Here is a 22,861-nt window from a genome sequence, read left to right on the forward strand (position 1 = left end):
TGGGCCGTCACCCCGGGAGGCCATGTCCGGGGAGGAATTTGCGCGCGGCGAATCGCACGGTCGCATCCCAGTCCTGTGGGTGCAGGTGCCCGCGGACGCTGGTGAAATGGTCGGCCAGGCCGGTGATGGTGGACCACAGCACGGTCACGATCATGGCCGGATCGTCGGCGGAGTCGGGCCGGATGCGCTCGACGGTGCGCAGGATGAGATCGTAGGCGCGGGCCGCGGCGCGGACCAGCTGGGATCCGGTCTCCTCGTCCATGTCGACCCCCGCGCCCAGCACCGACCAGACATTGAGTTCCCGGCCGTACACCTGGTACATCTCGAGGTACTCCGTGGCGATGGCGGCGAACAGATCCTCCGGGTCGGGGGTTCCGGCGCAGAGCGGTTCGATCTTCTCGACGAAGGCTTCGAGCCGCTCGGCGTACAGCGTCGCGTAGAGCGCTTCCTTGGTGGCGAAGTAGGTGTAGACCGTCCCGGGGCTGATGCCCGCGCCCTTGGCGACATCGCGCATTTGCAGTGCCGCATAGACTTTTTCGGTCAGCAGCCGCCGTCCGGCGGCCACGATATCGCGCCGCCTGGTTTCGCGGTCGGCCCATTTGGTGACCATTCACCGCCGTCCTGAACCGGGTTCCATTTCGCGTCCCGAGTGGTCTATCACGAGAGGTCGTGGGGTTGCAGCAGGGATCGCAGCGCGCCCCGGTCCAGTTTGCCGGTCGGGTTCCGCGGAATCTCGGTGACGACGCGGATCTCGCGTGGGCGCTGATATCGAGACACCTTGGGTCGCAGGTACTCCTGCAACTGTTCGGCATCGACTGCGCTACCCGCCGCAGGCACTGCGAATGCCGCCAGTCGCTGGCCGAACTCGGCGTCGTCGACCCCGATCACCGCGACATCACGCAATCGCGGGTGTGCGGCCAAGACCTCCTCCACCTGCTGCGGGTAGACGTTCTCGCCACCGGAGACGATCATGTCGTCCGCGCGGCCGACAATGAACAACCGCCCGTGCGGATCCAGGTACCCGAGGTCGCCGCTGTCGATCAGGCCGTCGACACGGTGCTTGTCGCCGCCGCCGGAGTACCCGGCGAATCCGAGCCCGCCCCCGACGAAGACGTGTCCGGTCGTCCCGGCCGGGACCCGGCGGTGCGCGTCGTCGAGAATGCGCACCTCGGTTCCCAGGACCGGGCGGCCGACCGTACCCGGTGCGTCGCGCAGATCCTCGGGCGTGGCCAGCGCGCCGATCCCGACCTCCGAGGATCCGTATCCGTTGTAGAGCAGGGCGCCGAACTCGCCCACGGATTCCGTGGCGAGCGTCGGGCTCAACGGCGCCGCTCCGGACAGCACGACCCGCAGTGACGACAGGTCGAACCCCGCGCGAAACTCGCTGGGAACAGCGAGAATTCGTTGCAGCATGACCGGCACCACCGCCAGCAGTCGCACGCGACGCCCGGCCACCGCGGCCAAGGTCTCGACCGCATCGAAACGGCGGCGCAGCACGAGCGTGCCGCCCAGCGCGATGCCCAGCAGCGTCATCCCGAGCCCGAAGCCGTGGAACATGGGAATACTCACCGCAACAACGCTTCCCGTCCGCAGCCCGGTGCGGCGCAGCAGGCTCGCGGCCGTCCCGGTGACGGATGTGACCTTCGGCGCGCGTGGCACGCCCTTCGGTGTCCCGGTGGTCCCCGAAGTCAGAATCACCAACCGCCCGGCCGGAACTCGCGCCGGGGCCCGCAGTCCGCGCCGCCGCCACGCCTCGGCGGATTCCCCGTCGTCCTCGCGCGCGTCCAGGCATCGCAGCACCGGACCGTCGTATCCGGCCGCGCGCAGCATCGGCTCGCACTCCGCGTCGCACACGACCGCGGCGACCCGGTGCCGTGCCATGGCGCGGGACAGCGCCTCGGTGTGGAATTCGGTATTCAACAGCACGGTGTCCGCGCCGGTCGTCAGCGCTCCGAACAGTCCCGCCACGAAATACCGGCTGTTGCGGCACATCACCGCCACCGCGGACCCCGGGCCGACGCCGTGCTCCGAGCGCAACCCACCGGCGACGCCCGCCGCGAGCGCCGATAGTCCCGCGTAGTCCAGCTGGCCCAGATCGTCCTCGATCGCGGTGCGATCGGGCCACCGTGCCGAGGAAATAGCCAGCAGCACAGCGGGATTAGCCCCATTGTCGAGAAGCGCCAGGCCCATGCGCAGCAGGGGCTTCGGCGCGACCGGCCAGAGCACGCGCGATCGGATCAGCGAAACGCCCAGTGCCAACTCGGTTTCGAGAGCCGTCATCGCGACTCACCCCCGAGCGCGGCATCGGTGTCCCGGGTGTGCCGCGCCCACAGCGTCATGAGGGCGGCCGTCGGCCCGGGCAGCGCCGTCGATCCCACCTCGGCGGGCCACACCCACCACGGGGCGATGGCTCGGGGACGCCGCACGATCGCCCGGGACACAATGCCCGCGGCCTCGCCGGGATACAGTCCGGGCAGCATGCGCATGATCGGCGTCGGCGCACTCATCCGGGTATAGATCAAGGCCATGTACACGGTGCTCACCGCGATCCCGTCGGCCGCTAATTCCGGTGCGACACTGCGCAACCAGACGTCGAACGCCCCCTTCGACGCCTGATACGCCCCCCATCGCGGCCCCGGCGCGATCCGCACCCCGATGGTCGAGATATTCACGATCTGCCCGCTCCCGCGCTCGCGCATCAACGGCAGCAGGCCCAGCAACAACCGAATCGGCCCCAGATAGTTCACACCGATGGTGCGCTCGAAATCATGAAATCGGTCGTACTGCAAATGCAATGACCGTCGCATCGACTTCCCGGCATTGCTCACGATCACATCCGGCGCCCCGTGCCGATCGGCAATGGTTTTCACCAACTCCTCGACCGCCGCCTCATCCGACAGATCCGCCGCATACGCGAACGCCACACCGCCCGCGGTCTCGATCTCGGCGGCGATCTCGTCCAACCGCTCGCCGGACCGCGCCACCAACAGCACGGTCGCCCCCGCCTCCGCAAGACTGCGCGCGGTCGCTTCCCCCAATCCGAACGACGCCCCGGTGACCAATACCGTCTTCCCCGATATCCGTTCCCGCAATCGTCCCGGGTCTGTCAGCCGGCCCGGGTTCACCAATCGATCCAGCGCCACCCGGGGCAACCGGATGCAACTCGCTCATCAGCGTACCCCCGGAGCCGGAGAACCCACCGATTAGTCAGGAAAATACCAGGTCAACATGCGTGTCATCATTGACTCACCGTTCTGAACGCCATTCGAATTGAACCGCGTTCAGAATGGAGGTAACAGATAACTTCTGTCAATCCTTCGGCGCGAACCGGTGCGTGTCGTGGGGCCTGGAGACCGCTGCGGGGTTGCATCCGGTACCGGGGTACAGGCTTAGCATCGAATGGCGGGGTTCCGAACGAGGTTCGCCGCCGTACAGGAGGTGCGGGTCATGGCCGATTCGTGGGTGGTACCGGAGGCGTGCACCCTGCCGACCGCGCAGCAGCCGCTGCGGGTGGCGGAGTTCGACGCGCTGTTCCGCAGTGCGGTGCGACGGGTGGAGCGGGTGTCGCCCACCTGCTTGCGGCTGGAACTCGACGCCGCCGTGGAGGCCGAGGCGCGGGAGCTGGCGGCCCGGGAATCGGCGTGCTGTTCGTTCTTCACCTTCGGATTCGCCACGGCGGGACCGGCATTGGTGTGGATGGATATCGAGGTACCGGCCGCCCGCGTGGATGTGCTTGATGGGCTGGCGGCGCGGGCGAGCGCGGGCGGGTCGCGGTGAGCGGCCTGCGGACCGGCCGGGTCGCCGCGGCCGCGGGGGTGAATATCCAGACCCTGCGGTACTACGAGCGGCGCGGACTGCTGGCCCGGCCCGAGCGTTCGCCGGGCGGGCACCGGCTCTATCCGGAACGGGCCGTCACTCTGCTGCGGGTGATCAAGGCCGCTCAGCGAGTGGGATTCACCCTCGACGAGATCGCGGATCTGCTCGCGGCCAGCGGGTTCGATGTCGGGGGCCGCCCCGGCGCGGGACTGCGGGCCCGCGCCGAGGCCAAGCTGACCGAGATCGACGCCAGGCTCGACGAGCTCACCGCTGTTCGGGACACGCTGCGCGCGGCCCTGGACGCGGGGTGTGAGGATCTGCTCGTGTGCAGTGAAATGCCCGCCTGCCCACTGCCTTTCAGCCGCGAGAGTTCAGGTTCCGCTGCAGCAGGGGGATGAGCCGGTCCCAATGTTTCCGGAGTCCGGCGGGATCGAAGGCCGCGGTGTCGGCCATGGTGAAGCCGTGCACCGTGCCGGGGTAGACCTCGGCGGTGTAGCGAGCCGCGGCGTGGTCGAGGGTGCGGCGGAGTTCGGCGACGGCCTCGGGAGGCATGGAGGCCGGATCGTTGTCGGCCAGACCGACATAGAGTTCCGCGCCGGTTCGTGCCGCGAGCAGGTGGGGGCTGTCGGGTGCGTCGGCCACGAGCGGACCGGGGTGGAAGCAGGCGACGGCAGCCACCTGGTCGGAATGGGCTGCGGCGGTGGTGATCGCGAGGGCCGAGCCCATGCAGTAGCCGATGATCGCGATGGGTCCGGGGCGGACTTCCGGTCGGGTGGTGAGGAATTCGAGGTAGGCGGTCGCATCGCGCGCGGAACGGTCGGGGGTGAGCTCGTCGAGCAGGGGCGCGATCTTGGCGAAGAAGGGTTCGCGTTGCTCGGCGCGGGTCAGGTCGGGGATCGGTAGCACCGGGGCCCGGCCGTGCCGGTAGAACAGATTGGGGACCAGCACGTAGTAACCCGCCGCGGCAATGGTGCGGGCCATATCGCCGCCGGATTCCTCGGCACGTCACTACCGGTCGGCTGGGCCCTGACCCAGATGGCAAGTTCGAGCATCGACAGCAAGGCGGTGATCGCCCGGCTGAGCTGGATCGGGCCGATCGTGCTGGCGGGCGGTCTCACGCTGGTCGCCGTTCTGCAGCACGAGAACCCCGGCGCGCCGGTCATTGCTGCCTGGGCCGCCGAATACGTGATCGCCGGAGCGGGCATCGGCATGGCCATGCCGCACCTCACGGCAGCGGTCATGGCCGCCACTCCCGATCCCGATCAGGCCGCGAAGGCCTCGGCCGCGCTCAATACCGTCGGCCTGTTCGCCTTCGCGTTCGGCTCCGCCCTCGGTGGCGCACTGCTCAACCTGGGACACGTCTCGCTCGCCCGCTCGGCGCACAACCTGCTGTTCACCCTTGCCGCCCTGGCCCTGGCGGCGACCCTCGCCGCCGTCATGGCACGACGCGCCGACGCCGATTACGCGGGTACTCGCTGATCCGTCATGCTGCGTCCGCGCAGGTCACGGCTCGGCGCTGCTCGGCGCGTCGCGGAATCAGATTTCGGGACCGGGCACTAGCTTGGCCCTGTCCTTTCCCTATGCGGAGGTGTCGATGACTGTCGAACGCTCGGGGCACGGCCATTCCACCTTGGTAGACATTCTGGCGGCGCGGGCGGTGGAAACCCCGCATCGAATCGCTTATTCGTTCTCGAGTTATCGCGAGGAACCGGAGGATGTCGACTACGCGCGCTTATGGGATCGGATAGGGGGACTGGCGGAGCGGGTGCGGGAGGTGTCCGCACCCGGTGATCGGGTGGTGCTGCTGTGCCCGCCGGGGCCCGGATTCGTGGATGCCTTCTATGCCTGCCTGGTGACCGGGCGCATCGCGGTATCGGTGCATCTGCCGTCCTCGGTCCATCACCTGGCGACGCTGGCGGCCATCTTGCGCGACAGCGGCGCGGTGGCGGCGATCGCGCCGCTCGCCACGGTGCCGGTGACCGGTAAGCTGCTCGGGGCGGATATCGCGATCATCGACAGCGGCACGGTGGGCGCGGTCGCCGGGTTCGACATCCACTCCGGGCCCGCACCGGACGATATCGCCTTCCTGCAATACACCTCCGGCTCGACGGGGATACCCAAAGGCGTTGCGGTGCTGCACCGTAACCTCCTGCACAATCTCGGGCTCATGATGAGGAGGTTCGCGCTCACACCGGACAGCGCGATCGTCTCGTGGCTGCCGCCGTACCACGATATGGGCTTGATCCAAGGCGTACTGCTGCCCATGTTCGGCGGCTTCTCCGGCACCCTCATCCCGCCCATGAGCTTCCTGCGTGATCCGCTGACCTGGTTGCGGGCGATATCCGGGCGCGAGTGCATGATGGCGGGCGGGCCCAATCTGGCCTACGGCCTCTGCGTGAAGCGGGTATCCCTCACGGAGGCAGCGGAATTGGACCTCTGCGGCTGGGACAACGCCTTCGTGGGCGCCGAACCCGTCGATCCGGATACCTTGCGGGCGTTCGCGGATACGTTCGCGGTCAGCGGGTTCCGCCCGAGCAGCTTCATGCACTGCTACAGCCTGGCCGAGTCCACCCTGTACGTCACCGGCGCCCCGCGCGGCGCCGGGCCGCGCGCGCGGCGCTTCGCGCCCGATGGCCTGGAGCGCGGTCTCGCCGTCGAGGAACCGGAAGGACGCGAGCTGCTGAGCGTGGGCGCCGCCGATCCCGAACACATCGCCGTCGTCGATCCGGACACCCGGCAGCGCTGCCCGGACAATCGAGTCGGTGAATTCTGGTTGCGCGGCCCGAGTATCGCGGCGGGCTACTGGAACAAACCGGCCGAAACCACCCGCGTCTTCGCGGCGGAGATCCTCGGCGAGGACGGCGCGACCTATCTGTGCACCGGTGACCTCGGATTCGTGAGCGACGGTGAACTCTATGTCTCCGGCCGCATCAAGGAACTGATGATCGTGCACGGCCGCAATATCTTCCCGCAGGACATCGAGCGAACCATCGTGTCCAATCATCCGACGCTGCGGCCCGGCGGCTGCGCGGTCTTCGCGGCGAGCATCGGCAATGAGGATCGCGTCATGGTCGTACAGGAGCTCAACGACATGCTCGAGCGCGACAGCGCCGCGGCATTGGAGGGCTCCATCCGCGGCATCGTCAGCCGGGTGCACGCCATCAGCGTGCACCGGGTGGTATTCGTCGGCAAAGGAGAGGTACCCAAGACGACCAGCGGAAAGATCCAAAGGCAGCGTCTGCGCGAAGACTACTCGACCGTATCCGTATCCTAGGAGAGCGCGAATTGAGTCAAGCACCGCATGACACGAGCGTTCTGGACTTCTTCGTGGGCTGGGTCGCCGCCCGCCTGGAACGCGATTCCGTCGATCCCGACGCACCGCTCACCTCGCTGGGTCTGGACTCGGTGAAGGCGGCGGAGTTGATAACCATCCTGGAGGACAGGTACCGGACGGAAATCACCGCCTAGCAGATATTCGACGGCCTCAGCCTGACCGATATCGCGAAACTGGCCACCGCGCAGGCGGATTCGATGCCCGTGCGTCTCGATGAGCCGATCACGGACAGCCTGCAGTTCAGTCTGTTGTTCTTCTCCAGCGACGCCCAGCAGCACGCCGACCGTCGCTACCACCTGTTGCTGGTGAGCGCCCGCTTCGCCGATGCCCATGGCTTCCAAGGCATCTGGATTCCGGAACGCCACTTCCACACCTTCAGCGGCCTCTACCCGAATCCCGCGGTGCTCGGCGCGGCCCTGGCCACCGCCACCGAGCGGGTACGCATCCGGGCGGGCAGTGTGGTTCTGCCACTGCACAATCCGGTCCGGGTCGCCGAGGACTGGTCGGTGGTCGACAACCTGTCGAACGGCCGCGTCGATCTGGCCTTCGCCACCGGCTGGAATGCCGACGACTTCGTGCTCGCCCCCGATGATTACGCCGATCGCGTGGACATCACGCGCGCGGGCCTGGAAACCGTGGGGCGGCTGTGGCAGGGCGAATCCGTCGCCCTGCGCAATGGTCTCGGCGAGGACCGCGCGGTGCGCATCTTCCCGGCCCCGGTGCAACCGGCGCTGCCGACCTGGCTCACCTGTAGCGGCGGCGTCGAACGTTTCGAGATGGCCGGTGCGCTCGGCGTGAATGTGCTTACCGCCCTGCTGTTTCAAGAGGTCGACGAGCTGGCGGAGAAGATCTCGGCCTACCGCAAGGCGCGGGCCCGCCACGGCCACGGCGTCGGCGAGGGCACCGTCACCGTCATGCTGCACACCTTCCTCGGCGAGAACGACGCCCTGGTGCGCAAGACCGTCGAGGGGCCGTTCAAGAGCTATCTGGAGGATTCCGTCGATCTGTGGCGGCGCGGTTCGGCCGCGCTCGAGAGCCTGGACGAGAAATCGCGGGCCAAGGTGCTGGACTTCGCCTTCGAGCGCTACTACCGCAACAACGGGCTGTACGGCACACCGGATTCCACACTGCCGATGGTCACCCGCCTGCGCGATATCGGCGTGAACGAGATCGCCTGCCTCATCGACTTCGGCATTCCGGACAGCACCGTGCTGACCGGGCTGGAATCGCTTGCCGCACTGCGGCAGCGGGCGTCGATCGTCCAGTAGTTCGTCCCGTAGCGTCGAGCCACAGGAGTCGATGTGACCGGCGCACGTTCATGCCCTTTTCCGCTATCGGCGGCGCAGCAGGGAATCTGGTTCGCACAGCAGTTGACCGGCGCCACGCCGGTGACCAATGCGCTGTGCGTCGAGCTGCCCGGCGATCTCGATGCCGCACTGCTGCTGGCCTCGTTCTGGCGGGTGGCAGGGGAGTTCGAGGCCGGGCGGCTGCGGCTGCTCGAAACCGACGGCGTGCTGCGGCAGGTCGTGGACCGGCCGCTGGACGAGCCGCATCGCATCCTGGATCTGCGCGGCGAGCCCGATCCGATTGCGGCGGCGGAGGATTGGATGCGCGCGGAATACAGCGCTCCGGTCGACCTGCACCGCGATCGCCTGATCGCGACCGCCGTGCTGCGGGTCGGGGAGCGGCGCTGGTTCTGGTATGTGCGCGCCCACCACATCGCCCTGGACGGTCTCGCCGCCATGACCATGCTGACCCGGATCGGCGAGGTGTACACCGCGGGCGTCGAGGGCCGGGAACCGGCGGCCGCGAAGGTGCAATCGCTGGCCGAGCTCGTCGCGGCCGACGAACAGTACCGGGCGTCGGAGCGTTTCGAGACCGACCGCGAGTTCTGGCGACAGCAGCTGGACGGTCTGCCCGCTCCGGCCAGCCTCGCGGGGAAGAGCGCGCAGGCCGACGCGCATCCGATCTCGGTCAGCGGCGTCCTCCCGGCCGAGACCGGCGCACTGCTGACCGCCGTCGTCAAGGCGACCTCGACGAATCCGGCGGCGCCGATTCTGGCGGCGTTCGGGGCGTTCCTGGCGCGGATGACCGGCAGTGACGACATTGTGCTCAGCCTGCCGGTCTCGGCCCGCGTCACGACCGCGGCGCTGCGATCCGGCGGCATGCTGGCCAATACGGTCCCCTTCCGGCTGGCGACGAATCCGTCGGGCGCGGTGGGGGATTCGATCCACGCGGCGCAGCGGCAGCTGATCGAGGTCTTGCGGCGGCAGCGCTACCGGCAGGAGGACATGTTCCGCGACACCGGTCGGCTCACGCCCCAGACCCAGGTCTTCGGGCCCTACGTGGACCTGATGATGTTCGATACCAAGATCGCTCTGGGTCCGATCGACGGACAGCTGCGGGTGCTGACTCCGGGACTGGTCTCGGATCTGTCGGTGAGCTTCTATTCCGGCGCGGGCTCGGGCGCGACCCGCGTGGACTTCGTGGCCAACCACAACCTCTACACCGCCGCGGAACTCGCGGGCCACCATGGGCGATTCCTCGCGTACTTCCACGAGTTCCTGGCGGCGATCGTCGCCGATCCCGCGACGCCCGTGCGCGATATCGACCTGCTCGCGCCCGGTGAGCGCGAGCAGGTGCTGCGGGAGTGGAACGACACGGGGCTCGAGATCGATTCCGCCGAAACGCTCGTCGACAGGTTCGGTCGCTGTGCCGCCGCGACCCCCGAGGCCGTCGCGATCGTCGCCGGTGACCGCCGCATCACCTACCGGGAGCTGGAGACGCGGGCCGCGCAGCTGGCGGCGACTCTCCTCGCGCGGGATGTCGGCCCGGAAAGCATTGTCGCCGTGGCGCTTCCCAAGGGCATCGAGCTCATTGCCGCGATGCTCGCGATCCTCGAAACCGGGGCGGCGTATCTGCCGCTGGACCCGGCCTCTCCGGCCGATCGAATCGACTACATCCTCGGCGACGCCGCCCCCGCTCTCGTCATCTTCGACGACTCGACCGCCGACCTGGTCGCCGCCTCGGAGGCGCCGCGGCTGCACATCGACCGCTTCCCGCACGACACCGGCATCGCCGGACGGCGGCCGTTGCGGCCAGGCAATATCGCCTATCTGATCTACACCTCGGGCACCACCGGAAAACCCAAGGGCGTGGTCATCACCCACGCGAACGCGGTGTCCTTGTTCGCGGGCACGCAGCCGTGGTGCGGATTCGGGGCCGACGATGTCTGGGCGTGGTGTCATTCGCAGGCGTTCGACTTCTCGGTGTGGGAGATCTGGGGGGCGCTGCTGCACGGCGGTCGCGTCGTCGTCGTACCGCGCGAGGTGGCGTACTCGCCCGCGGAACTGTGGGATCTGGTGGTCGAACAGGGCGTGACCATCCTCAACCAGACGCCCTCGGCCTTCTACGCGCTGCTAGAATCGCGTTCCGCCGACTCTGGTCACGCCGCCTTGCGCATGGTGATGTTCGGTGGTGAAGCGCTGGACCCCCAGCGATTACAGCGCTGGCGCGGTCTCGATCCCGCGGGCGGTCCGGCGCTGGTGAACATGTACGGCATTACCGAGACGACCGTGCACGTCACCAAACAGTCACTCGCCGAACAACACTCGAGCGACGATCTCGGCATCAGCCCCATCGGCGTGCCCCTGGCCAATCTGCGCGCGTACGTCCTGGATTCGTGGCTGCGCCCGGTCCCGTTCGGCGTGGCCGGTGAATTGTATGTGGCGGGCAACCAAGTCGGCCGCGGCTATCACGCCCGACCCGGATTGACGGCCTCGCGTTTCCTCGCCGACCCGTTCGACGCGACCGGCGGGCGGCTCTACCGCAGCGGCGATATCGTCCGCTGGACGGCGGCGGGCGTCCTGGAACACCTGGGCCGCGCCGACGACCAGGTGAAGATTCGCGGCTACCGCATCGAACTCGGCGAAGTCGAGGCCGTGCTCGCGGCCCAGGACGCGGTTGCCCGCGCCGTCGTCATTGCCCGCGCCGCTTCCGCCGCTCCGGATGCGCCCCCCTCCAGGCAGTTGGTCGCCTATCTGGTGCCCGATCCGGAAGCCGCCCCCACGGCCGCGACATGCCTGGAGTTGCAGCGCACCGGCGTGATTCGGGCCGAGGAGTTGCACGAGCTGCCCAATGGCATGCCGATCGTGGGCCGCAACCGGTCGAATATCGAATTCCTCTACGAGGAGATCTTCGAGCGCGCCGAATACTGCCATGGCGGCGTGACCATTCCGGCCACGGGCTGCATTGTCGATATCGGCGCGCATGTCGGCATGTTCTCCACCTACGCCAAGCGGAAATCGCCGGGCGTCAAGATATTCGCCGTCGAACCCATGCCGGAACTGCGGCGGATGTACGAGGCCAATGCCGCCATACACGGCCTGGGCGCGACGCTGGTGCCGTGCGCCATCGGCGCCGAGGTGACCACCGATGTCTTCACCTACTATCCGGAGATGTCGGTGCTGTCCGGGCGCGGCACCGACAGCAGCGAACAGCGCGACATTCTCGAATCCTTCCTGCACAACGAATTCAACGCGCAGACACGGGATGTCGGTGAGAGCTATGTCGATCAGCTGATCGAGGACCGCCTGGAGTTCGTCCAGGTCGAAGTGCCCGTCCGGACCCAGTCGCACATTATCGAGCAGTACGGCATCGGCCGGATAGACCTGCTCAAAATCGACGTGGAGGGCAGCGAACTCGATGCCCTGCGCGGCATCGAGCCGATGCACTGGCCGCTCATCGAGCAAATGGTCATCGAGGTCCACGATGTCGACGATCGGCTGGCCCACATCGAAGAACTCCTGCGGGCACACGGATTCACCGCCGAGGCGCGCGTCTCGCCCAATGTCATCGGGACCGATCTCTACATCGTCTACGCCGTGCGCGGCACGGTCCGCTTGATCGCCAACCCCGATATGGGCGACGCCAGCGCCTACCTGCTCACACCCGATGAAAAATGGAGCGCCCCGGCGACTCTCGGCAATCTGGTGCGCCAGCGACTCGGCGAGCACCTGCCCGGCTACATGGTGCCGGATGTGGTCGTGGTGCTCGACGGCCTGCCGTTGACGGTGAACGGCAAGGTGGACAAGGCCAAACTGCCGGATCCGATGGCGGCGGGCACGGGCTATCGACCGCCGTCCACGCCGACCGAGGAGATTGTCGCGGCGGTGTTCGCGGAGGTGCTCGGCCTCGCTCGGGTCGGCGCGGACGACGATTTCTTCGCGGTGGGCGGGAATTCCCTGTCCGCAGCGCGATTGTCGGCGCGTCTCGCCGACGGGATCGGCGTGGACGTGGGCGTACGCGATGTCTTCGAGGTGTCGACGGTCGTGGAACTGGCGGGACTGCTGGCCGAGCGGGCTGCTGCGTCGAGCGGCACCGCCGCGCCCCGGCTGCGCGTGTACGAGCGCCCGGAGCTGGTGCCGTTATCGTTTGCGCAACAGCGAATGTGGTTCGTGAACCGCTTCGCGCCCGCCTCGGCGGCGTACAACATTCCCGTGGTGCTCCGTCTCTCCGGGCTCGTGAACGTCCCGGCCCTGGCGGGAGCGGTGTGGGACGTGCTCGCCCGTCACGACGTTCTGCGCACGCGTTATCCGGATAGCGGCGGTGTGCCCCGCCAGGTTGTCGTTCCGGTGGCGGAACTGCTCGCGGTGTCCGACGTGGACCTCACGCCGGTGCCCGTGGACCCGGCCCGGCTCGAGGCCGAGATCTCCGGCATCGCGACATCGAGTTTCGATGTGGCGGAACAGCTTCCGCTACGCGTGCGATTGCTGAGGCTCGCGTCCACAAAGTTCGTGCTGATGATGGTGATGCATCACATCAACGCGGACGGCTTCTCGATGGCTCCACTGACCCGCGATCTGGCCGCGGCATACGCTGCCCGTTGCGCAGGGCGGGCGTCGGACTGGACACCGCTGCCGGTCCAATACGCCGACTACACACTGTGGCAACGGGAACTGCTCGGGACGATCGCCAAACCGGATTCGGTGCTTTCGCGGCAAGTCGCCTACTGGCGTGCTCAATTATCCGATCTGCCAGATGTTTTGGAGCTGCCATCGGATCGACCGCGGCCCGCGGTGGCCTCCCATCACGGCGCGACCCACCGTTTCACGGTGGACCCGTCGACCGTATCGGCCTTGCGGGATCTCGCCAAGGCCCGCGGAGTCACCGTCTTCATGCTGTTTCACGCGTGCTTGGCGATCGTCCTGTCCCGCCTGTCCGGCAGCAGCGATATTGCCGTGGGAACAACGGTTTCGGGCCGCGGGTCGGCCGCATTGGACGACCTGGTGGGCATGTTCGTCAATACCATTGTGCTGCGCACGCGCATCGACGAGTCCCTGCCGTTCGGTGACCTCCTCACCGCGGTGCGGACGGCGGACCTCGATGGTTTCGCGCACGCTGAGATTCCCTTCGAGCAGGTGGTGGATGCGCTGGATCCGCCTCGCAGCCAAGCGCACCACCCGCTGTTCCAGGTCATGCTGGCCTTCCACAACCTCGACGAAGTTCGCCTGAACTTCCCGGATCTGGTGGCCACCGCCGCAGGCGCCGCGACCGGAATCGAACGATTCGACCTCACCCTGACCCTCACCGACGCACCGGATGACACCGGTGCCGTGCCGGTCGAAATCGGCTACGCCACCGACCTTTTCGATGCGGCCACCATCGACCGATTCGCGGAATCCCTCCGCCTGGTCATGGGTTCCATCACCCACGACCCCGACGTGTTCGTGCGCGATATCGATATGCTGTCGAGCTCCGATCGCCAACTGCTCCAGGACTGGGGGCGCACGGAGCGCACACTCGAAACCGGCACCACGTTGCCGAGCCTGCTAGCGCACGCGGTCGCGAGCAATCCCGACGGCCTCGCGGTCGTGGACGGAGATCGGACCCTCAGCTACCGCGAGCTGGACGAGCAGTCGAATCGCCTGGCGCGCTGCCTGATCGGACGCGGGGCGGGCCCCGAGTCGGTGGTGGCGGTCGGCGTCCCGCGTTCGCTGGAGTGGGTGCTCGCGGTGTGGGCGGTGGCGAAGTCCGGTGCGGCGTTCCTGTCGCTGGATCCGGCGCATCCGCTCGATCGCAATCGGCAGACCTGCGCGGATTCTTCGGTGCGGGTCGGTATTACGAACGCTGCGCACGGTGCGGTAATGCCGCGCGATGAGGTGTCGTGGCTGATGCTGGACGATCCGGCGGTGGCCGACGAGATCGGCGGGTGCGCGCGGACGGCGGTGTCCGATGCGGACCGGTGCGGGATGGTGCGGTCGGGCAATGTCTCCTACATCGTCTACACGTCCGGGTCGACGGGCAGGCCGAAGGGCGTGGAGCTCACCCATGCCGGGTTGGGAGCGCTGGTCGCCGACCTGACGCGGCGCTGCGATATCGATACCGAATCGCGCGTGCTGGCCGTGGCGGCACGCACTTTCGACGCGGCGGTGCTGGAATTCCTGTCGGCGATCTCCGCGAGTGCGACCCTGGTGATCGCGCCCGCGGAGGTCTACTGTGGGCCGCCGCTGTGGGAGTTGCTGCGGGACAGGCACATCAGCCACGCCTTCCTCACGCCGTCGGTGGCCCTGTCGCTGGATTCGGACGGTCTCGACGAACTGCACGTGCTGCTCACCGGCGGCGATCGCTGCTCGTCGCAGCTGGTTTCGCGGTGGGCGGGCACCGATTGCGCAGGCACGCGCCGGGTCCACAATCTGTACGGTCCGGCCGAGGGCACGATCTGGGTCACCGGCGCCGAATTGCTGCCCGATCGAGCGGTGCGGATCGGTGGGCCGATCACCGGTATGGACGCGGTGGTGCTGGATGCCTGGTTGCGCCCGGTGCCCGCCGGAGTCGTCGGCGAGCTGTACGTCTGCGGGCCGGGTGTCGGACGCGGATACCGGGGCCGCCCGGGGCTGAGCGCGGCACGGTTCGTGCAGGACCCCTACGGCGCGCCGGGGGATCGGCTGTATCGCACCGGCGACCTCGTCCGATGGGTCACGGTTGAATCCGATTCGGGTGCGGGCGCTTTGGCGTTCGTCGGCCGCTCCGATTTCCAGGTGAAGGTGCGCGGCCAGCGACTCGAGTTGGGCGAGGTCGAAGCGGCGCTCGCCGCGACGGAAGGGATCGAGCAGGCGCTGGCGGTCATCCACACCCCCGATACCGCGGCCGCCGCGGTGCGGCTGGTCGCCTATCTCGTTCCCGGCTCGGGCCGTGTGGTCGACCCGGCCGCGATCCGGCAGTCGGTCGGTGAGCGGCTGCCGGGATACATGGTGCCGGATGTGGTCATGGTGCTCGATGACCTGCCATTGACGGTGAGCGGCAAGGTGGATCGGCAGGCCTTGCCCGCGCCGGTGCTCACCCCGGAGGTGTTCCGCGCGCCGTCGACACCGGTCGAAGAGATCGTCACGACCGTCATCGCCGACGTGCTCGGACTCGACCGGGTGGGCGTCGACGACGACTTCTTCGCGCTGGGCGGTGATTCGATCGTATCGATTCAGGTCGTGTCGCGGGCGCGGGGACGCGGAGTGATCTTCGCGCCACGCGATGTGTTCGAGCAGCGGACGGCGGCACGACTGGCGACCATCGCGCGAACGGGCACGGATGAGCTCGACCCCGAGGCGTGAGAACTTCCCGGCGGCGGCATCGGAGAAATGCCACTGCTGCCGGTGGCGCAATGGATGGTGGAGTGGGGCAAAGGATTCGAGCGGCTCGAGCAGCACATGGTGCTGCGCTTGCCGGGGGGCTGGAGGAATCGGCGGTGCGCGCGGCCGTGGCCGCGGTCCTGAATCGTCACGACGCCCTGCGATCTCGTCTGCGCCGCACCGACGCGACTGCCGCGCCGGGCGCTGGCACGATCCGCCCTACCGGCGAGTGGTCGTTGATCGCCGAACCCGAGGGCGGGATCGACACGGCCGGAACGATCCGCCGGTGCGTGCTCGATCCGGGTATGGATGTCGACTCCACGGCGGGCCGCGCGGCGGTGGCGGATATCGCGGCGGCGGAATTGAATTCGGCGGTGGCTCGACTGGATCCACTGGCGGGGACGATGGTCCAGTTCGTGTGGCTCGATGCCAGCGCCGCTCCGGGCTGGCTGATTGTCGCGGCACACCATCTGGCGGTCGACGGCGTGTCGTGGCGGGTGCTGGCGCCGGATCTGCTGTCGGCCCTGGAACAGGCGCGGGCGGGTGCGACACCGGTCCTGGCTCCGGTCGGCACCTCATTGCGACACTGGGCGCGCGGCCTGGCGGCCGCGGCGGCCGATCCGCGCCGTCGTGCCGAACTCGGGTTGTGGCAGTCGATGATCACGGGCCCGGATCCGGTGTGGGGCGGGCGGGAGCTGGACCCGGCCCGCGATACCGCCTCGACGCTCGAGCAGGTCCGCGTGGAATTGCCGGAGTCGGTGACCCGCGTGCTCCTCTCGCGGGTGCCATCGGTGTTCCACGGCGGCGTGGAGGACGGGCTGGTGGCGGGTCTGGTCGTGGCGGTCCGGATGTGGCGGGTGCGTCGCGGTATCGGTGAGCCGTCGGTACTGGTCCGGTTGGAAGGGCACGGCCGGGAGGAGCAGGTGCTGGCGGGCAGTGACCTGTCGCGGACGGTCGGCTGGTTCACGTCGATGTTCCCGGTGCGGTTCGACCTGGCTGGAATCGAGGACGGGGATATCGCCGCGGCGGTGTTGTCGGTGAAGGAGAGGTTGCGTTCGATCCCGGACAGGGGAATCGGCTACGGGCTGCTGCGTTACCTCGATGAGCGGACCGCACAAGCTCTTCCGGAGGATATGCCCGGGCGCATCGGGTTCAACTATCTGGGCCGGGTCGCGACCGGCGATCTGGGTACGGACGGGTTGTACGGCGGCCTGGGGGCATTGGACGTCGCACCGGACCCGGACATGCTGGTGACGCTGGCGCTGGACGTGACCGCGCTGGTGGTCGAGGACCGATTGCGGGCGGTGCTCCGGTTCCCGGGCGCTTTGCTCGATCGGGATGAAGTGGAAGAGTTCGCCCAGCTGTGGTCCGGGATGCTGGCCGCGATCGCAGAGCACGCCGACACGCCTGGGGCGGGCGGACATTCACCATCGGACTTCGGATTGGTGCGACTCGGTCAGCCCGGCGTGGCGGCGCTCGAACGCCGATACCCGTCGCTGACGGAGGTGTGGCCCCTGACGCCCTTGCAGTCCGGGTTGGTGTTCCACACCCAGCTGACCGGTGTGGGTGCCGATGCCTATGTGGCACAGGTGGTTCTGCACCTGGACGGTGGCCTCGATGCACCGCGTCTGCGCAGGGCGGCGGCCGAGCTGGTCGCGCGTCACGAGGTGCTGCGGACCGCGTTCATCACCATTGGCGGCGAGAGTGTGGCGGTGATCTGTGATGACATCGAATTGCCGTGGCAGGTAATCGATGTGACCGGCCCTGGCGATCAGGAAGTCGAACTCGCCCGCCTGGCCGCCGCCGAGAAGGCACGGCGGTTCGATCTCGCGACGGCGCCCCTGGTGCGGTTCACCGTGGCGCGGCTGCGCTCCGATGGCTGGGCCTTGATCGTCACCAATCACCATGCCGTCCTGGACGGCTGGTCCATGCCGCTGCTGATCACCGATCTGTTCGCGCGATACGCCGCTGCCCCGGCGGTGGCGACCGGGTCCTATCGGGACTTCCTGGCGTGGCTGGCCGCTCGTGACCGGGACGCCGCACGGGCAGCGTGGGCGGCGGCGCTCGACGGCGCCGAGCCCACCCTCATCGCATCCGGCGCGAGCTCCGGTTCGATCACGGTGGCGGAGGAGTGGATCACCGTCGACAGCGCCGGTGCGGTCGATCTGGCCGCCGCCGCCGCGACGGCCGGGGTGACGGTGAATACCGTGCTCCAGTCGGTCTGGGCGCTACTGGTCGCGGGGACGAGCGGCCGCACCGATGTCGTATTCGGCGCCGCCGTATCCGGTCGTCCGGGCGAATTGCCCGGCGTCGCGAGCACTCTCGGATTGTTCGTGAATACGATTCCGACTCGGGTCCGGCTGGATCCGGCGGAGACCGTCACCCGGTTGTGGGAGCGCATGCACGACGAGCAAGCCGTGCTGCTCGACCACCATCACCTCGGTCTGGCCGACATCCACACGCTCACCGGCAAGGGCGATCTGGAGATCACGCGAATCGCCGCCACCGATTCCACCCACTATCCGCTGACGTGCAGCATCACCGTGCAGGACGGGCTGCGAATCCGGTTGCAGTACCAGCCGGAGGTATTCGATCGGACCACCATCACGGCCCTCGGCGAACAAGTGCGGCGAATGCTGCTGGCGGTCATTGCCGATCCCGGTATCACGGTTCGAAATATTCAGGCGCTGAACGAATCCGAACGTGCACAGCTCCGGCGGTGGGGACGCGGCGGCTCGGTCGACGTGCCCACCGCCACGCTTCCGGACCTGCTGGCCGCCGCGGTGGCGCGCCATCCGGACGGCGCTGCCGTCGTGGACGGGGATCGGCGCATCTCGTACCGCGACCTGGACGAGCAGTCGAATCGTCTGGCGCGCCACCTGATCGAACAGGGCATGCGCCCCGAATCCGTGGTGGCGGTGGGTGTACCGCGATCGCTGGAGTGGGTGCTGGCGGTCTGGTCCACAGCCAAGGCCGGGGCGGCCTTCGTCTCGCTGGATCCCGAGCATCCGCTCGATCGCAATCAGTTCATGTGCGCCGATTCCGGTGTGCGGTGGGGGATTACGCAATCCCGATATGTGGCCGCGCTGCCGTGGGAGGGCGTGTCGTGGCTGGTGCTCGATGATCCGGGCGCCACGGCACAGGTCGAGCAGTGCCCGGCCGTGCCGGTGACCCATGCCGAGCGAGCCGGAACCTCCCGCACGGACGGTGCGGCCTATCTCGTCTACACCTCGGGTTCGACCGGGCGCCCGAAGGGTGTCGAGATCACGCACGCCGGGCTGGCCGGTCTCTGCGCCGCGCAGCGGCAGCGCTTCGGCATGAGCCCGGAGGCGCGGGTCCTGACCGTCGCGGCACGCACCTTCGACGCGGCCGTTTTCGAACTGCTGCTGGCCGTTTCCGGCGCCGGAACACTGATCGTGGCCCCGCCGCAGGTGTACGGCGGACAGCCCCTGGCGGAACTGATCCGCATCGAGCGCGTCACCCATGCCGTGCTCACCCCGACCGTGGCGCTCGCCCTGGACCCAGCCTGGCTCGACGACCTGCACGCGATGATCGCGGCGGGAGAGGCGTGTCCGCCCGCTCTGGTGTCGCGCTGGTCGCGCACCGATACCGCAGGCAAGCGGCGGGTGTTCAACCTCTACGGCCCGGCCGAGACCACCATTTGGGTGACGGGCAGCGCCGAACTCCGTGCGGATGACCCGGTCACCATGGGCTCTGTCATCGGCGGCCTGGATGTGCTGGTGCTCGACGACTGGCTGCGCCCGGTGCCCGCCGGGGTGGCGGGCGAATTGTATGTGGCGGGACCCGGTGTGGGACGCGGCTATCGGTGCCGTGCGGGACTGACCGCCTCTCGATTCGTGGCCAACCCCTTCGGCGCGGCCGGGGATCGGCTGTACCGGACGGGCGATCTGGTCCGCTGGGTTGACGACGAATCAGCTTCGGGCACGGGGACTTTGATGTTCGCGGGCCGTGCGGACCTCCAGGTGAAAGTGCGCGGCCAGCGTCTGGAGCTGGGCGAGGTCGAGGCCGGGCTGTGCGCGGTCGCGGGAGTCGATCAAGCGGTAGCCGTCCTGCACACACCCGACGATGCCGGTGCGCGGCTGGTGGGGTACGTCGTGGCCGCGGCGGGCCGCGTGCTGGAATCCCTTGCCGTGCGGCGGTCTTCCGCCGAACATCTGCCGCGGTTCATGGTGCCGGATGTTGTGCTCGTGCTGGATGAGCTGCCGCTGACGGTCAATGGAAAAGTCGACAAGGCGAAGCTGCCGGAGCCGGTCACCGCGGGCGCGGGTTATCGCTCGCCGTCGACTCCGGCCGAGGAAACCGTGGCGGCCGTCTTCGCCGAGGTTCTCGGCGTGGACCTGGTCGGCGCGGACGACGATTTCTTTGCGCTGGGCGGCAATTCGCTGTCGGCCACGCGGCTGGTGGCGCGATTGGGCGAGGCGAGCGGTGTCACCGTGGGTGTGCGCGAGGTGTTCGAGGCATCGGTCGTCGCCGAGCTGGCAGAACTGCTGACGGCCCGCACCGTAGGCGCGCGGGAAGCCGCTACCGGTCCGCGCCTGGATGTCACGGTTCGTCCGGAACGCATGCCATTGTCCTTCGGGCAGCAACGGATGTGGTTCGTCAACCGGTTCGCACCGGGAGCCGCGGCATACGGGATTCCCATGGTGCTCCGGCTGTCCGTCGACCTGGACACCGCGGCGTTGTCGGCCGCCGTGACCGATGTGCTCGCCCGGCACGAGGTATTGCGCACCAGGTACCCGGATGCCGATGGCGTGCCGTATCAGTCCGTGGTCGAGATCGAGGACCTGGCAGCCGTCTCGGACGTCGACCCGACGCCTCGACCGGTGCGTGCGGACGCCTGCGCGGATGCGATTTCGGACGTGGTGTCGCTGGGATTCGATGTAGCGGAACAGATTCCGCTGCGGCTCCGGCTGCTGTCGCCGGGACCGGACGAATTCGTGCTGGTGATCGTGGCGCATCACATCTGCGCCGATGGCTTCTCCATGGGTCCGCTGGCGCGAGACCTGGCCGCCGCCTATGCGGCCCGGCGCGCGGGCCGAACTCCGGAATGGACGCCCTTGCCGGTGCAGTACGCGGACTACACACTGTGGCAGCGGGAATTGCTGGGCTCGGCCGACGATCCGGATTCGGTGTTGTCACGGAAGCTGGCGTACTGGCGCACGCACTTGTCGGATCTGCCGGAGGTGCTGGAGTTGCCCGCCGACCGGCCTCGACCGCCGGTGGCATCGCATCGGGGTGCGACGTACGGGTTCGCCTTGGATACGACCGTTACCGAGGGGCTGCACCGCCTCGCCCGCGCGCAGGGTGCGACGGTGTTCATGGTGTTCCATGCGGCGCTGGCCATTGTGCTGTCGCGCCTGTCGGGCAGTGCCGACATAGTGATCGGCACACCGGTTTCGGGCCGTGGCTCGGCCCGGCTGGACGACTTGGTCGGCATGTTCGTCAATACGGTGGTACTGCGTACTCGCATCGACGAGTCCGTACAGTTCACCGAGCTGCTCGAGCTGGTGCGCGAGGTTGATCTGGATGGCTTCGCGCACGGCGAGGCGCCTTTCGAGCAGGTGGTCGAGGCGCTCTATCCGCCGCGCAGCCAGGCGCACCACCCGCTGTTCCAGGTATTGCTGGCATTCCACAATCTCGACCCGAGCGGCCTCGCGTTCCCGGATCTCGAGGTCACGCCCTCGGGCGCGGACACGGGTGTCGAGCGCTTCGACCTGACCCTCACCCTGCCGGACAGCCCGGACGGCAAGGGTGAGATCCCCGTCGATATCAGCTATGCCACAGACCTTTTCGACCGCTCGACGATCATCGCGGTGGTCGAACGCCTGCAACGGGTACTCCGCGCGATCACTGCCGACCCCGCCGTTCTCGTCCGCGATATCGACACCCTGTCCGCACCGGAACGACACCAGCTCCTGAACGAGTGGGGCCGCAATGCCGCCGACGCCGACATTGCCACCCTGCCGGAGCTACTGGCCGCCGCGGTGGCGAACAACCCACACGGCGACGCTGTCGTCGACGGCGAGCGGCGGATCTCCTACCGCGATCTTGACGAGCGATCGAATCAGCTGGCGCGCTTCCTGATCCAGCATGGCGTCGGCCCGGAGGCGGTGCTCGCGATCGCGCTGCCGCGATCCCTGGAGTGGATGGTCGCGGTCTGGGCGGTCACCAAGACCGGAGCCGGATTCCTGTCCCTGGACCCGTCCCATCCGTTCGAACGCAACCGGTTCCTGTGCGCGGACTCCGGTGTGCGGCTCGGTATTACGCTCGATCGGTACAGCGCCGCGCTGCCTCGGGACGATATCTCCTGGCTGAATCTCGACGACCCCGCCGTCGCGGCGGCCGTCCCGGCGCACGCGAAAACACCTGTGACCGACGCGGATCGGTGCGGTGTGCTGCGCACGAGCAATACCGCCTACGTCGTCTACACCTCGGGTTCGACCGGACGTCCGAAGGGCGTCGAGGTCACCCACGCCGGGCTGGCCGCCGTCGCCGCCGCGCACCATCGCCGGTACGCGATCGATCCCGGGGCGCGGATCCTGGGCGTCTCCGCGCGCACCTTCGACGCCGCCGTCCTCGAGATCCTGCTCGCCGTCCACACCGGCGCAGCCCTGATCCTCGCGCCGGGCGACGTCTACGCCGGGCCGCCCTTGACCGACCTCATGCGGGAGCTGCGCATCACGCACGCGTTCCTGACTCCCTCGGTGGTGGCCTCCCTCGATCCGAGCGGGCTCGACGATCTGAGCGTCGTCACGGTCGGCGGCGAACGGTACTCGAATCGGCTCGTCGCACGCTGGTCACGCACCGATGCGGCGGGTGCGCGCAGGTTCTTCAATACCTACGGTCCCACCGAGACCACGATCATCATGACGATCAGCGGTGAACTCGGCGCGAGCGATCCACTCGAGATGGGTTCGGGCATAGCCGGTATGGACGTGCTCGTGCTGGATGCGTGGCTGCGCCCGGTCCCCGCCGGGGTGGTGGGTGAGCTGTACATCTCCGGTGCCGGTGTGGCGCGGTGATATCGGGGCCGACCGGGTGCGACGGCGGCGCGGTTCGTCGTGAA

General features: G+C 68.3%; 12 protein-coding genes. 8 read left to right on the top strand and 4 right to left on the bottom strand.

Going from position 1 to position 22,861, the window contains the following annotated elements:
• Positions 1-7: 7 nt before the first annotated feature.
• Genes NC4_RS11780 through NC4_RS11790 form a run of 3 tightly spaced genes read right to left on the bottom strand, consistent with a single transcriptional unit; the run spans position 8 to position 3,158 of the window.
• On the bottom strand, positions 8-610 hold the full coding sequence (locus NC4_RS11780; protein WP_067536445.1) for a TetR/AcrR family transcriptional regulator: 603 nt from the start codon (positions 608-610) through the stop codon (positions 8-10).
• A 47-nt stretch (positions 611-657) separates the two neighbouring features.
• Complete coding sequence (locus tag NC4_RS11785; protein WP_067536448.1) at positions 658-2,280, bottom strand: AMP-binding protein; 1,623 nt, start codon at positions 2,278-2,280, stop codon at positions 658-660.
• Complete coding sequence (locus NC4_RS11790) at positions 2,277-3,158, bottom strand: SDR family NAD(P)-dependent oxidoreductase (RefSeq protein WP_067536450.1); 882 nt, start codon at positions 3,156-3,158, stop codon at positions 2,277-2,279. Before NC4_RS11790 ends, NC4_RS11785 begins: the two co-directional genes overlap by 4 nt.
• Positions 3,159-3,447: 289 nt before the next feature.
• Here NC4_RS11790 and NC4_RS11795 point away from each other — a divergent pair, with 289 nt between their 5' ends.
• A complete protein-coding gene (locus tag NC4_RS11795; protein ID WP_067536772.1) occupies positions 3,448-3,777 on the top strand; it encodes a hypothetical protein in 330 nt (109 codons plus the stop codon).
• Entirely contained in the window at positions 3,774-4,214 is a 441-nt protein-coding gene (locus NC4_RS11800) for a MerR family transcriptional regulator (protein WP_067536453.1), read from the top strand. The genes NC4_RS11795 and NC4_RS11800 overlap by 4 nt, the downstream gene beginning before the upstream one ends.
• Here the strand turns inward: NC4_RS11800 and NC4_RS11805 are convergent.
• Complete coding sequence (locus NC4_RS11805; protein ID WP_067536455.1) at positions 4,174-4,797, bottom strand: dienelactone hydrolase family protein; 624 nt, start codon at positions 4,795-4,797, stop codon at positions 4,174-4,176. The genes NC4_RS11800 and NC4_RS11805 overlap by 41 nt on opposite strands.
• A 54-nt stretch (positions 4,798-4,851) precedes the next feature.
• Between NC4_RS11805 and NC4_RS11810 the strand changes: the two genes are divergently transcribed.
• The 6 genes from NC4_RS11810 (at position 4,852) to NC4_RS11835 (ending at position 22,817) form a co-directional block, all read left to right on the top strand.
• Complete coding sequence (locus NC4_RS11810) at positions 4,852-5,295, top strand: MFS transporter (protein ID WP_067536458.1); 444 nt, start codon at positions 4,852-4,854, stop codon at positions 5,293-5,295.
• Between the two features lie 115 nt (positions 5,296-5,410).
• Positions 5,411-7,090: a fatty acyl-AMP ligase gene (locus tag NC4_RS11815; protein ID WP_157554579.1), complete on the top strand. Its 1,680-nt coding sequence runs from the start codon at positions 5,411-5,413 to the stop codon at positions 7,088-7,090.
• 11 nt (positions 7,091-7,101) lie between these two features.
• A complete protein-coding gene (locus tag NC4_RS41015; RefSeq protein WP_067536464.1) occupies positions 7,102-7,284 on the top strand; it encodes an acyl carrier protein in 183 nt (60 codons plus the stop codon).
• 63 nt (positions 7,285-7,347) lie between these two features.
• On the top strand, positions 7,348-8,418 hold the full coding sequence (locus tag NC4_RS11825; RefSeq protein ID WP_067536468.1) for a MupA/Atu3671 family FMN-dependent luciferase-like monooxygenase: 1,071 nt from the start codon (positions 7,348-7,350) through the stop codon (positions 8,416-8,418).
• A gap of 33 nt (positions 8,419-8,451) precedes the next feature.
• Positions 8,452-15,756 (top strand): non-ribosomal peptide synthetase, encoded by a 7,305-nt coding sequence (locus NC4_RS11830; protein WP_084528916.1) that lies wholly within the window; start codon positions 8,452-8,454, stop codon positions 15,754-15,756.
• A gap of 134 nt (positions 15,757-15,890) precedes the next feature.
• Positions 15,891-22,817, top strand: coding sequence for a non-ribosomal peptide synthetase (locus tag NC4_RS11835; protein WP_067536473.1), 6,927 nt, complete (start codon positions 15,891-15,893; stop codon positions 22,815-22,817).
• Positions 22,818-22,861 lie beyond the last annotated feature (44 nt).

This window comes from Nocardia crassostreae, assembly GCF_001613405.1.
Lineage (GTDB): Bacteria > Actinomycetota > Actinomycetes > Mycobacteriales > Mycobacteriaceae > Nocardia > Nocardia crassostreae.

What these genes read in the sequence shown, in the direction of transcription:
- NC4_RS11780 (WP_067536445.1), bottom strand. Translation starts at nt 610, where the DNA reads ATGGTCACCAAATGGGCCGACCGCGAAACCAGGCGGCGCGATATCGTG.
- NC4_RS11785 (WP_067536448.1), bottom strand. Translation starts at nt 2,280, where the DNA reads ATGACGGCTCTCGAAACCGAGTTGGCACTGGGCGTTTCGCTGATCCGA.
- NC4_RS11795 (WP_067536772.1), top strand. Translation starts at nt 3,448, where the DNA reads ATGGCCGATTCGTGGGTGGTACCGGAGGCGTGCACCCTGCCGACCGCG.
- NC4_RS11805 (WP_067536455.1), bottom strand. Translation starts at nt 4,797, where the DNA reads ATGGCCCGCACCATTGCCGCGGCGGGTTACTACGTGCTGGTCCCCAAT.
- NC4_RS11810 (WP_067536458.1), top strand. Translation starts at nt 4,852, where the DNA reads ATGGCAAGTTCGAGCATCGACAGCAAGGCGGTGATCGCCCGGCTGAGC.
- NC4_RS11815 (WP_157554579.1), top strand. Translation starts at nt 5,411, where the DNA reads ATGACTGTCGAACGCTCGGGGCACGGCCATTCCACCTTGGTAGACATT.
- NC4_RS11825 (WP_067536468.1), top strand. Translation starts at nt 7,348, where the DNA reads ATGCCCGTGCGTCTCGATGAGCCGATCACGGACAGCCTGCAGTTCAGT.